The organism is Clostridium sp. OM05-6BH (genome assembly GCF_003481635.1).
Taxonomy (GTDB): Bacteria; Bacillota; Clostridia; order Lachnospirales; family Lachnospiraceae; genus Butyribacter.
This window is the reverse complement of record NZ_QULH01000003.1, coordinates 66,827-79,019: the sequence shown is the minus strand read 5'-3', so window position 1 is coordinate 79,019 and position 12,193 is coordinate 66,827. Positions and strand designations below refer to the sequence as shown.

Sequence of the window (12,193 nt, the reverse complement as noted above, 5' to 3'; positions counted from 1 at the left end):
TCCAGAGAAGATGAAGATTTTGTCCGGACAGTCAAAATTTTCTCTGGAAAATTGACAACAAACAATTAGAAAAGACAAAAACGATAGACTACTGGGGTTTCTAAATAACAAATAGTGAAGGAGCGATTCTTATGGAGGAAAAGAAATACTTAAAATGGTACAACAAGATAGGATACGGATCTGGCGATATTGCGGGAAATGTAGTGTATGCATTTTTGACATCATTTGTGATGGTATATCTGACAGATACGATAGGATTGGCATCCGGTATAGTGGGAACACTGATTGCCGTTTCCAAATTATTCGACGGATTTACAGACATCTTTTTTGGATCAATGATTGATAAGACGCATAGTAAGATGGGAAAGGCAAGACCATGGATGCTGTATGGTTACGTTGGTTGTGCAATTACATTGGTAGCCTGTTTTGCAGTTCCAACAAGTCTTGGCAGGACGGCACAGTATGCGTGGTTCTTTATTGCGTATACGCTGTTGAATGGAGTGTTTTATACGGCAAACAACATTGCTTATTCTGCTCTGACATCACTTGTTACCAAGAACAGTAAAGAGCGTGTGCAGATGGGTTCTTACCGTTTCATTTTTGCTTTTTCAACCAGTCTTCTGATTCAAGCAGTTACTGTTGGATTTGTTGCAAAATGTGGTGGAGATGCAGCCGCATGGCGTATGGTTGCAATTATTTATGCAGTGATCGGATTAGTTGTGAATACTATTTCCGCATTATCTGTTAAAGAACTTCCGGAAGAGGAATTAAATGAAGGAGGCACAACAGGTGAAGAGGAAAAATATGGGCTGGTTCAGGCATTCAAGCTGCTGGTAAAGAATAAATTTTATCTGATGATCTGTGATACTTATATTTTACAGCAGTTATACAGTGCAATGATCGGTGCCGGTATTTATTATATGACCTGGGTTTTGAAAAACAAAAATCTGTTTGGACAATTTGCCTGGGCGGTAAACATTCCTCTTATCATTGCATTAATCTTTACACCAACACTGGTTGGAAAGTGGAATGGTATGTATAAGCTGAACTTGAGAGGTTACATCCTTGCTGTGATTGGCAGAGCTCTTGTTGTTGTTGCCGGATATATGGGAAGTATTCCTTTGATGATGGCATTTACAGCATTAGCAGCATTAGGACAGGGACCTTGGCAGGGAGACATGAATGCAGTGATCGCATCTTGTTCCGAGTATACATATCTGACACAGGGAAAGCGTGTGGATGGTACGATGTATTCCTGTACTTCACTTGGCGTTAAGATTGGCGGAGGTATTGGAACGGCGGTCGTAGGATGGCTCTTAGAACTTAGTGGTTATGTGGGAACACATGCTGTTCAGCCACAGTCTGCGTTGAATATGATGCAGTTTATGTATCTTTGGCTGCCACTGATCTTTGATGTACTTATTATGTTTATCCTTTCCAGAATGAATGTGGAGGAGACAAATGCAAAGATCAAAAAAGAAAAGGGAATTACAGTAGAAACCGCTCAGCGGTAATGAGCAGAAATTGGTAACAGGAAAGCATTGTCTTAATTGAATAAACAATTACAGGCAATGCTTTTTGTTACGAAAGGAAAAGAAAAGGATGGTACTTGTGTCAGAGACTATATTCATGTAAATGATCTTGCACAGGCTCATATTCTTGCAATGAAGTATCTTTGTGATGGAAACGACAGCAATATATTCAATCTTGGTAATGGAGTCGGTTTTACGGTAAAAGAAGTTGTAGAAACTGCGAGAAAAGTAACCGGTCATCCGATTCCGGCGAAGGAAGAACCACGTCGAGCAGGAGATCCATCTATGTTGATCGCTTCCAGTGCAAAAGCAAAGGAAGTGTTGGGATGGAATCCACAATATGCAGATTTGGAAACAATTATCGGTACGGCATGGAAATGGCATAAAAGTCATCCCAATGGATACCAGAATGTGTAAAGGGGGGGGAAGTGGTCTGCTTTTTCAGTATTCAGTTTTCACAAATAGTCCTTTTAGCCAGATTATGCATGATATACATGCTCAAAGTATCCTTCATAGAAAGCTAAAAGGTTGTTCATATAATTTTTGAATTTGCTCATTTTGTATTCCTCCTTTTCTTGTTTGCAAGTTCATTATAGGACAGGCTGGATAAGAATGCTTGCCAAATTAAAAGAAAATGTAGACAAATGTTGCAGAGGAAATCAACAATTAAGTAATAAAGGGGAGATGTATCAATGCATTTGACGTTTAAGGAAACAAAGGAAGAGGTATATGCGGCGCAAAGAGTGTCAAAACATGTATCTCCACATTTGCATAATGCATTGGAGATTGTGTGCGTAACGGAAGGAACACTTGAGATGGGAGTGGGGCAGGAATTATATCATATGGAAAAGGGTGATATCGGATTTGTCTTTTCTGATATTATTCATCATTATCAAGTGTTTTCAGAAAAAACGAGCCGGGCGGATTATATCTTGGTTCCGTCTTCTTTTGCAGGAGTACTTAAAGATAAAATACAAGGATATGCTCCTAAATATCCGGTTATTCGTGCGGGGCAGATTGAACCAGATGTTTATAATGCAATTCAGGCGATTATCCAAATGGAAGAAAACGAACCTATGATTGTTCAAGCTTATGTTCAAATTGTGCTGGCAAGATGTATAGGAAAAATGGAATTGGTGGAAAAAAGTTGTGTGGGAAGTGATGACTTAATTTATCGTACTGTATCTTATATATCAGGAAATTTCAGGAGACAGTTTTCTTTGGAAGATATGGCACGCGATCTTGGAGTGAGCAAGTATGTATTATCCAGGGTGTTTTCTAAAACATTTCACCGTAATTTCAATCAGTATCTCAATGATGCCAGATTAAGTTATGCATGCACAAGATTGGTAAATACCAATGATACGATCCTGAATATCTGTCTGGACAGCGGTTTTGACAGTCAGAGAACATTTAACAGAGTGTTTAAAGAACGCTATAAAACCACACCAAGTGAATATCGGAAAAACAAAAGACAAAATGGGTAAGGGGATAGAAGTGGGAAATTCAAAAATATAGAAGGGCAGGACAGTTATAGAAAGACTGATTTGCCAAACGCAGTGGTCTTTCAACAAGTACGATTGACAGAAGGCAGAGGGTAAATTATCATACTATATAAAGACAACATGATAAAAACGGTATGTGATACAATGAGATATCAGATAAAGTAAACAAACACAACAGAATGATAGGAGGAAAATATGGCAGTAAATTTTAATCAGGACAGTGTTTTTAATTTGAAACCGATTAGCAATGATGAGGTACGTGGAGAGGTTGACGGGTTATTGATTGCAGACGAAAAGGTGGAGTTTGCATTTAAAACGATTCGCGATCAGTTAGTATTTACAAACAAGAGGATTATTTCTATTGATGTGCAGGGGATTACAGGAAAGAGAAAATCCTTTGCGACAATGCCGTATTCCAAAATTCAGTATTTTTCAATTCAGACACCGGGATTTATGGAATTGTTTCCTGATTCAGAATTATTCGTAATGTTTACGAACGGATTTACAGCCAAATTTGAATTTAAGGGTGCTGTAGATATTGGGAAGATTGGCAGGATGTTATCTGAGTACGTTTTGTGATTCAATGTCTTATAAGGTGCGAGGGACGATGATGGACTGGGAGCAGAGCAGGTCGGGGATGACAGGGTTTTTCGTTCTCTGATCAAGGTGGCATCCCACAAGGAGAAAAACGACGGACTTTTTGATTATCAGGGAGAACGGGATAAAACAACATGGGCAAAATGATAAAGGAGTAGGAAATGTCATCAGGTAAAATTACACTGGAACAGAGAAAAGCTTCCCTGCATTATCATGTGCAGGAATACCGTAAAAGACGAGTGATCATTGATACGGATGCCGCCTGTGAGGCGGATGATCCTTTTGCAATCGCACAGGCATTGATGAGTAAAATGCTTGAGGTCAAGGGAATATGTGCGGAACATTTTGTGGCAGAGGGAAGCATGGAACAGAGCTATGAGATGATCTGTCGTGTAACAGAGGCAATGGGGGCAGATGTGCCGGTGTTTCGGGGACAGACCGGCAAAATGTCAGAGCATCAGGGGGAACCCTTGACAGAGGCGGCGCAGTTTATCATCGAGGAGACCATGAAGGAGGACGACAAGCCGTTGTTTGTTTTATGTATTGGGGCAGTTACAAATGTGGCGGAAGCCATCCGGGCAAAGTCCGAAATTGTGGATAGAATGACAGTAGTATGCATTGGAGGCAATCCCATTGGTTGTGAGAAGCCGGGATGGGAATTTAATTTTGGAAATGATGTGGAGGCGGCCAATACAGTGCTTCACTGTGGAGGAGATATATGGATGATTCCCAACAATGTTTACGGAACCATGCATATTGGTTTTGGAGAAATACAACGGCGGATCGCTCCTTATGGCGAGATCGGCAGATTATTGTACGAAAATCTCATATCATTTTATGAAACAGAAAACGCCTCGTGGTCGGCGGGAGAGAGCTGGTCGCTTGGAGACTCCCCGGCGGTAGGAGTGACCCTGGAACCAAATTGCGGCAGCTTTATGTGCTGCAAAGCACCGGAGGTACAGGAGGATACCTCTTATCGCTATCCGGAGAACAGTCCGCAGATCAGAGAGTATACACATCGATCAATTCACGCTTTATTATTGAGGATTTTATCAGCAAGCTTCAAATATTGTACGGATAAAATATAGAAAACTTATACATTGGAGATGTCAGATAGATTGGTTTTAACCTTGTGACACGTCGCACCGGTTATATCGGACTGACATCAGAGATTTGCCGGAAAGGATAGAGGTATTATGTTACTGGAAGAAAAGTTTTTGGAATTTCATCGTTATGCCAGCAGCCACAATCTGCCGCTGGAAGCTATCAGTGTCGGAGATGAGAATAAGGTACTCTGTGAGATGCACTACGCAGCAAATGCACCGAGAAATATTTATTCACATACCAAGAGTTTTACGGTAACAGCAGTTGGACTTGCAATGGAAGAGGGAAAACTAAGCCTGGAAGATCATGTGGCGGAAGTATTTAAAGATAAACTTCCTTCAAATCCGGATCCAAATCTGGAGAAGATTCAGTTGAAACATCTGCTCTGCATATCCAGTGGCTTTGGTAAGGCACTTCTGATGAATGCGGACAGACGTCCGGGCGTCGGCGCACCGGATTATGAGAAATATATGATGGCACAGCCGGTTCCTGTGGAGCCAGGCAGTGCATTCTGCTATTCCTCTGCCGACAGTATTCTGGCTGCTCATATGGTAGAACGGGCCGTTGGCAAGCGGATGGGAGAGTATCTGTATGAGAAGGTATTCCAGCCCCTTGATATGGGATGGCCGCTCTGGGAGCATGATCCACAGGGACATCCGAATGGCGGCGGAGGTATGTATCTGACTTGTACCGAGATGATGAAACTGGGACAGCTCTATCTGGCTGAGGGTAACTGGAAGGGTGAGCAGATTGTCAGCAGGGACTGGGTGCAGGAGGTGTCCACCCCGAAATTTACCTTCGAGCCATCTGCAGATCTCTGGCATGTAGGATATGGCTATCAGTTCTGGATCAGTCCATATCCAGGATCCTATCGTGCTGATGGCGCATTCGGACAGATTACAACGATTCTCCCAGAGAAGGGATTGGTTGTTTCCATCCAATGTCCGGAGCGAGGTAATTTCGATCAGGTGAAACGTGCGCTACATGAACATTTTCTGATGGAATTGTAAGAATAGACTTGCAACAATATGCTATAATTTTCCCAGAAACCGTACTTTCGGCTGAAAAGGCTTAAAATCAAGGCTTTTAGGGAATGTGGATGGGATTTGTACCCCCATTGTACTCCTATTTTGTAAAACAGTAAGGTTTAATGTGTATTAAGGAGGAGTTGCGCTATGCAGATTAGTTCTAGTTTTGTGTCTTGTGTTAACCATAATAAATGCGAGCATAGGTGCGTATCAGGGGTGTCATGGTACGGCATGGTTTCAAAAGACAGAATCAAGTGAAAGTACAAGGAAAAATGAATTTTATCTAAAAGATACAGATGGTAATGTTATTATGTCTGGTGGAATAGGGAAAGCAGAAGCAAAGAAAGTGGACCAATCTGACGGCGAGGAGCCGGTAGTAGAGATTACTTTTACGGATGAAGGGGCAAATAAATTTGCAAAGATAACGGAGGAGCATATTGGAGACCAGGTGGAAATTTATATAAATGAAAATAGAATTGCCGCGCCATATGTTCATGCGGCGATTACAGGTGGTGTATGTCAGATTCCAATGAGCTCGAATGAAGAGGCAGAAAAAATAGCGGAACAATTGAATAGTACAAGATAAGAGGATGCTGGAGAGAGAAGATAACTATGAATCTTAAATGTCCAAAATGCGGTTCAAGTAATGTGTGTGAAATTCTATATGGAATGCCAACGGGAGAGGCGTACAAATTGGCAGAACAAGGTAAAATGATTCTTGGTGGTTGTGATATCATTATAGACGATTTGCCACAACCTGACTACGGTTGTCTTGATTGTAAATTCGAATGGGCACCAGAATTATTACCTGCCTCTTATATGGTGAAAATACGTTTTAAAGTATGGACTTCAATAGGAATTAGCGAAGATATACAACGGTATACCGTGTATGAAATGTTTCCGAATGGATTGGTTCGGATTTACCGGTATGAGGGAACATCAAGAAAATCTGTCGATAAACAAGTTAAACATATCGAAAAGAAAGAAGTGCAGAAATTGTCATCAGCTTTGCGAAAAGAGTTGAATGTACCAGTGTTTGCAAGGGAGAATAGTTGTCCAGAAAAGCGTTTTGATTTACAAATTTCTTATACGGATGGGCGTAAAGTTAATGTGACGTCGACCGATGAGGGGGCAATCTGTTTTTTGAGATTGCTTGATAAGGTTGTGAAAAAAGTGAAAATGTCTTAAAATGATGTTGTGAGTCCGTATTAAGGGACAGCGAGTTGTGTAAAATAGGGATTAAGTGTTGTTGGATTAACTTTGGATTAAGGTTTATAGTACAAATAGATGGAGATAACCAAAATGGCTAAGGCGGCTAAACCTAAGAAAGAAATCACAATGGAAGAAGCTTTGTGGAAGAGTGCGGATAAACTCAGAGGTTCGAGAATGCAATGTAGCGTCTCCCGGACTTTTTATATTATGCGGCTGCTCTGGCGAATACCGTTATCACAAATGAAAGCAATATATTTATCACTGGTAAACTGGCTGCCCTGATCCGAGTTGATGATTAACGGCTTTGCTACTTTAAATGCCTTTTTACATGCATTGATAACCATAGTGGTATCCAGAGTGTCAATCGTTGAATAGTCTAGCAGTATCGTGTAAAATGAATATCTAGTTGGATACGGACATATAATATTAATGCAGCCGCAAGCTGTGATTTGAACTTATATTTGACCTTGACAGCTTGACAGGCGGCACATTTGAATGTATACTTTAACCACAGTAAGAGATTACTGCAAATGTTTGTTGCTACTCGATATGCAACTCAAATAAGGTCGAGTTCAAATGTCTGTCGCTACTCGATATGCGACTTAGAAAAGGTCGAGTTCAAATGTTTTGAGGTTCTGTTCGAGAGGACGGAGCCTCTTTTTGACGTTAGGAGAAGAAATGGAAATAGGACATTTTTATTATATTGATGATCAATACTTTAAGGATTTTCCAGATTCTTATTTGATGCAGAATAAGGAAAAGGTAAATGGACAGTTACATGATAGACCATGTTTTTATGCATTCCAGGATAGTAATACGCAGCTGTTTTGGATGATACCATTTTCATCACAGACTTCTAAATTTAAAGGAATCTATAATAAGAAAATGCAAAAGTATCATAGGTGCGATACAATTGTTTTTGGAGAAGTGCTTGGTCATGAGAAGGCATTTTTGATTCAAAATATGTGCCCGATTACAGAAAAATATATGAAAAATGAGTATCTGGTGGCACTGACCCCAACCCGGAGCCTTTGCCGGAAACCACCGAGGCACCGCAGGAGGAAGAACCCACCACCGGCAGCATGGAGCCGGAGGGCGTACCTGTCACCCCGGAGGGCAACGCAACACTGGTGGATGATTTCTACGGAAATAAGCAGCTTATCACCGTTACCACCAAGGCGGGCAATTACTTTTATATTTTGATCGACCGTGCTAACGAGGACAAGGAAACCGCCGTTCACTTCCTCAACCAAGTAGACGACGCCGACCTGCAAGCACTGTTGGAGGACGGCAAAGCCGCCCCGGAAACCTGCACCTGTACGACCAAGTGCGCGGCAGGAGCCGTCAACACGAATTGCCCGGTATGTAAAACCAATATGACCGAGTGTACCGGCCCGGAGCCGGAGGAAACCGAGCAGCCACAGAAAGATGAACCGAAAAGCACCGGCATGGGCGGCCTTGTCGTGTTCCTTGTGGTGGCCCTGATTGGCGGCGGCGCGGCCCTTTACTTCGTCAAGTTTAAGAAACCCAAGGCCGACACCAAGGGCGGCGACGAGCTGGACGAATACGATTTTGGCGAGGACGAGGACGACGAGGACGACGAGGACGACGAGGACGAAGTGACACCCGAAGTGGACGACAGCATGGAAACGGATAAAGAGTAAAGAAAAAGCGGCATTGCTTATCAAACAAGAAATAGCAATGCCGCTTTTATTACGATAGTTTGGCGTTAAGTGATTTAAGCAAATCAAGACCGAGGTCAAATACCCAGTCGAACGATTCGCTTTCGTATTCTTTAAGTTGATTATGTACCGCTTTATTCAAAATACCAACAAGGTCAAATATGATAGCTCGTTCATTATCATTGATAAGCTGGTGTTGGCTAAGAACTTTTGCCATTTGCCCGATACCAGTACGAGAAGTATCTAATTGGTTCGCTTCAGCTATTTTTCTCAATACACTTTCAATTTCGATCCGCAAACCAGCTAAAGCCAATTTGGGATCGCTGTACCGCAATCCATAGAAAGTGTATTGCTCGTTGTCCGCTGTTTCACTTTTTTGGATTCCTGCCTCACTTGCCTTTTTATCAATTTCTTTTTTCTGCTCTTTGCCAACCAGCTCAACTTTGCCAAGTCCGCTGATTTCCAGTGTTTTAATGTATTGGATAAACCACGGGACGAAAGCAAGTATAAGAAGAATAATGGAAGTAGTATCAATATTCCATTCGGGTTTAACAATTCTTGCGATAAAGACAGCAATAAAGACAAGTGATGTGATTATCTTAAAGACCATACCTACCACCTCACAAATACCATTATACAACACAAATCGCAAAGAAACAATGAAAGGAGTGTGTGTTTATGCAACTTATAATTGCAGAGAAACCGAGCGTCGCCCGCAGCATTGCGGGCGTGATCGGTGCGGATCAGAAAAAGGACGGCTACATGGAGGGAAACGGCTATCTGGTGAGCTGGTGTATCGGCCACCTTGTTTCCCTTGCCGACGCCGGAGCCTATGACGAGCGTTTCAAGAAGTGGCGCTATGACGACCTGCCGATTTTGCCGCAGGAGTGGCAGTACATCATCCCCGCCGAGAAGAAAGGACAGTTTGCCGTGCTGCGCTCCCTGATGGAGCGCCCCGACGTGACGGGGCTTGTGTGCGCCACCGACGCCGGGCGCGAGAGCAAATTGATTTTCCGTTTCGTCTACCAGATGGCGGGCTGCAAAAAGCCGTTCAAGCGCCTTTGGATTACCAGCATGGAGGACGCCGCGATCCGCGAAGGCTTTGCCCACCTGAAACCGGGGGCCGACTACGACGACTTGTATCAATCGGCCCTGTGCCGGGCGCAGGCCGATTGGCTGGTGGGGATCAACGCCACCCGGCTTTTCTCCATTCTCTATCACAAGACCCTGACCGTGGGCCGTGTCCAGACGCCTACCCTCAATATGCTGGTTGACCGGGAGGCCAAAATCAGCAATTTCAAGAAAGAGAGATATCACGTTGTCCATATCGCGGCGGGCGGTATGGAGGCGGTCAGCGACCGCTTTCTGAACCCCGACGACGCCGACGCCACCAAGACGGCCTGTGCAGGAGCGCAGGCCGTTTGTGTATCGGTGAAGCGTGAGAAAAAGACGGAACAGCCGCCCCGTCTTTACGGTCTTACCACCTTGCAGCGAGAGGCCAACCGCCTGTTTGGATTTACCGCCAAGCAGACCCTTGACTATGCCCAACAGCTCTACGAAAAGAAGCTGCTGTCCCTTGTGTGCTGCAAGCTGCTGTGTGCCGTGGCTGCGCCCCATGTGTATGAGGCTGTCACCGCCACATTCACCTGCGCTGGGAACGAGTTCACCGCCAAGGGCAAAACCATTCTCACCCCCGGATGGAAAGAGATTGAGCGCCGCTTCAAGGCGTCGTTCAAGACCGATGCCGACGAGGACGTGCCGGAGCTGGCAAGGGAGTTGCCGGAGATCACCGAGGGCCAGACCTTTGACCCGGTGGAGGCCAGTGTCACCGAGCATTTCACCACACCGCCCAAGCCCTACACCGAAGATACGCTGCTGTCTGCTATGGAACGGGCCGGGGCCGAGGATATGCCGGAGGACGCCGAGCGCCAAGGTTTGGGAACCCCGGCAACCTGCGCTTCCATTCTGGAAAAGCTGGTGCAGATGGGCTTTGTGGAACGCAAAGGCAAGCAGCTACTTCCCACCAAGGACGACCACAACCTTGTGTGTGTCCTGCCGGATGTGCTGAATTCTCCCCAGCTCACGGCGGAATGGGAAACCAAGCTGACGGCCATTGCCAAGGGCGAGGCCGACCCGGAGGGCTTCATGGTAGGCATTGAGGAAATGACCCGAAACCTGATTTCTCGTCATTCGCAGATCAGCGAGGTCGCGCAGAAGTTGTTTCAGGCCGAGCGTGTTGTTATCGGCAAGTGTCCCCGCTGCGGCGAAGCCGTCTACGAGGGCAAGAAAAACTATTACTGCGGAAACCGGGCCTGCCAGTTTGTCATGTGGAAGAATGACCGATTTTTTGAGGAACGAGGCAAGACGTTCACCCCGAAGATCGCCGCCGCGCTGCTCAAAGACGGAAAAGCAAAGGTAAAGGGCCTGCGCTCCATGAAAACCGGCAAAACCTACGACGGGACGGTGCTTTTGGCCGATACCGGCGGGAAGTACGTCAACTACCGCGTGGAGAAAAAGAGCTGACGGAGTAACGTAGCAAGCATAGGAAGTGTAGCCACGCTTCCGATAAATCCCTGACCCGGCCACCCTGCCGGGCCGGGGATTTTGCTTGTTGGGGAAAGCCCCAAACCCCTACACGCTTACAATTTACAATTATCTTGTTTCAAATAGATGTTTGTACTGATATAATAAAACATAAGAGAGTTGGGGTAAGTTATGCAGGAAATGACACATAGGCACACCCGCGAATTGGATGTGTTTTACAACGAGCATAGCGATGCTTGTACGAATTGTGGAAGAAGATTTCAAAACGGTATGTGTGCGCATTTGGGATATGATACAGAAAGAAATCCTGTTGTCCTTTGTGATGATTGCGCATATTTGCTATCAGAAACCGTAGTTCGTTATCATTGGACAGAACCAGAATACGAAAAAGTTGCGCCAGAATCTAAACTTTGGCGTTACATGGATTTAAGCAAGTTCCTTTCGATGCTTGGTAAAAAGACACTATACTTTGCATCTGCGGAATCATTTGAGGATATATTTGAGGGTGCAAAAGGCACATTGGAGCGGAAAGAAAAATGGGACGCATTTTATCTTGATTTTTTTAGAGAAGCAATTCAAACTGCGCCCGGCATGAAACCAGAAGATTTAACAGACGAATACATTGAGGAAAATACAACACGTTTGTTATCCGAGTTGAACGCCAGTGGAAATGCCCGAAGGAAACATACATTTATAAGTTGTTGGCATTGTAACGAATCTGAATTGGAAGCAATGTGGAAATTGTACTCAACAAATGTGAACAATGTACTTGCAATTCAAACTACATACCAACAGTTGTACGAGGCTCTTGACAAAGACCCCCACAATAGAAATTGGGAAAGTCAAATATATTGATTTTTCCAAAAGATTTTCTTCCGCAAATGGTTCGTTCTGGTATAAACGAAAAGCATTTGAACACGAGAGAGAAGTACGCGCTATTATCACAAGTCATCAAGCACATAGCGGTATAGAAAAAGCCGTCGATCTTG

The 12,193-nt window shown here is 44.1% G+C and carries 10 protein-coding genes and 3 pseudogenes; 11 read left to right on the top strand and 2 right to left on the bottom strand.

Going from position 1 to position 12,193, the window contains the following annotated elements:
* The first annotated feature begins 131 nt into the window (after window positions 1–131).
* The 8 genes and pseudogenes from DXB73_RS04435 (at window position 132) to DXB73_RS14460 (ending at window position 6,954) form a co-directional block, all read left to right on the top strand.
* Window positions 132–1,514 (top strand): glycoside-pentoside-hexuronide (GPH):cation symporter, encoded by a 1,383-nt coding sequence (locus DXB73_RS04435; RefSeq protein WP_118690253.1) that lies wholly within the window; start codon window positions 132–134, stop codon window positions 1,512–1,514.
* An 84-nt stretch (window positions 1,515–1,598) separates the two neighbouring features.
* A pseudogene (locus DXB73_RS04430) lies at window positions 1,599–1,949 on the top strand (GDP-mannose 4,6-dehydratase); the annotation flags it as partial.
* A 275-nt stretch (window positions 1,950–2,224) separates the two neighbouring features.
* Window positions 2,225–3,019 (top strand): AraC family transcriptional regulator, encoded by a 795-nt coding sequence (locus DXB73_RS04425; RefSeq protein ID WP_118690252.1) that lies wholly within the window; start codon window positions 2,225–2,227, stop codon window positions 3,017–3,019.
* 213 nt (window positions 3,020–3,232) lie between these two features.
* The gene (locus tag DXB73_RS04420; protein WP_118507642.1) at window positions 3,233–3,616 is read left to right on the top strand and encodes a PH domain-containing protein; all 384 of its coding nucleotides are present in this window, start codon (window positions 3,233–3,235) and stop codon (window positions 3,614–3,616) included.
* A 179-nt stretch (window positions 3,617–3,795) separates the two neighbouring features.
* Window positions 3,796–4,722 (top strand): nucleoside hydrolase, encoded by a 927-nt coding sequence (locus DXB73_RS04415; RefSeq protein WP_118690251.1) that lies wholly within the window; start codon window positions 3,796–3,798, stop codon window positions 4,720–4,722.
* Between the two features lie 108 nt (window positions 4,723–4,830).
* A complete protein-coding gene (locus DXB73_RS04410) occupies window positions 4,831–5,748 on the top strand; it encodes a serine hydrolase (protein WP_118690250.1) in 918 nt (305 codons plus the stop codon).
* Between the two features lie 193 nt (window positions 5,749–5,941).
* Window positions 5,942–6,352: a hypothetical protein gene (locus DXB73_RS04405; protein WP_147354460.1), complete on the top strand. Its 411-nt coding sequence runs from the start codon at window positions 5,942–5,944 to the stop codon at window positions 6,350–6,352.
* Window positions 6,353–6,459: 107 nt separating this feature from the next.
* Window positions 6,460–6,954, top strand: a complete 495-nt coding sequence (locus tag DXB73_RS14460) for a hypothetical protein (RefSeq protein WP_182448225.1) — start codon at window positions 6,460–6,462, stop codon at window positions 6,952–6,954.
* Window positions 6,955–7,193: 239 nt separating this feature from the next.
* Here the strand turns inward: DXB73_RS14460 and DXB73_RS04390 are convergent.
* Window positions 7,194–7,340: pseudogene (locus DXB73_RS04390) on the bottom strand (IS3 family transposase); the annotation flags it as partial.
* Between the two features lie 639 nt (window positions 7,341–7,979).
* On the opposite strand from DXB73_RS04390, the pseudogene DXB73_RS04380 reads away from it, so the two are divergent.
* Window positions 7,980–8,642, top strand: a pseudogene (locus tag DXB73_RS04380) (DUF4366 domain-containing protein); the annotation flags it as partial.
* A gap of 49 nt (window positions 8,643–8,691) precedes the next feature.
* Here DXB73_RS04380 and DXB73_RS04375 read toward each other — a convergent pair.
* Window positions 8,692–9,270, bottom strand: coding sequence for a hypothetical protein (locus tag DXB73_RS04375; RefSeq protein WP_118690247.1), 579 nt, complete (start codon window positions 9,268–9,270; stop codon window positions 8,692–8,694).
* 62 nt (window positions 9,271–9,332) lie between these two features.
* Here DXB73_RS04375 and DXB73_RS04370 point away from each other — a divergent pair, with 62 nt between their 5' ends.
* Both DXB73_RS04370 and DXB73_RS04365 read left to right on the top strand, forming a co-directional pair.
* Window positions 9,333–11,183 (top strand): DNA topoisomerase, encoded by a 1,851-nt coding sequence (locus DXB73_RS04370; RefSeq protein ID WP_118690246.1) that lies wholly within the window; start codon window positions 9,333–9,335, stop codon window positions 11,181–11,183.
* A gap of 192 nt (window positions 11,184–11,375) precedes the next feature.
* A complete protein-coding gene (locus tag DXB73_RS04365) occupies window positions 11,376–12,059 on the top strand; it encodes a hypothetical protein (RefSeq protein ID WP_118690245.1) in 684 nt (227 codons plus the stop codon).
* Window positions 12,060–12,193 lie beyond the last annotated feature (134 nt).

Excerpts from the sequence above, each read along its gene's own strand:
- DXB73_RS04410 (WP_118690250.1), top strand. The coding sequence starts at position 4,831 with ATGTTACTGGAAGAAAAGTTTTTGGAATTTCATCGTTATGCCAGCAGC.
- DXB73_RS04375 (WP_118690247.1), bottom strand. The coding sequence starts at position 9,270 with ATGGTCTTTAAGATAATCACATCACTTGTCTTTATTGCTGTCTTTATC.
- DXB73_RS04415 (WP_118690251.1), top strand. The coding sequence starts at position 3,796 with ATGTCATCAGGTAAAATTACACTGGAACAGAGAAAAGCTTCCCTGCAT.
- DXB73_RS04435 (WP_118690253.1), top strand. The coding sequence starts at position 132 with ATGGAGGAAAAGAAATACTTAAAATGGTACAACAAGATAGGATACGGA.
- DXB73_RS04425 (WP_118690252.1), top strand. The coding sequence starts at position 2,225 with ATGCATTTGACGTTTAAGGAAACAAAGGAAGAGGTATATGCGGCGCAA.
- DXB73_RS04365 (WP_118690245.1), top strand. The coding sequence starts at position 11,376 with ATGCAGGAAATGACACATAGGCACACCCGCGAATTGGATGTGTTTTAC.
- DXB73_RS04420 (WP_118507642.1), top strand. The coding sequence starts at position 3,233 with ATGGCAGTAAATTTTAATCAGGACAGTGTTTTTAATTTGAAACCGATT.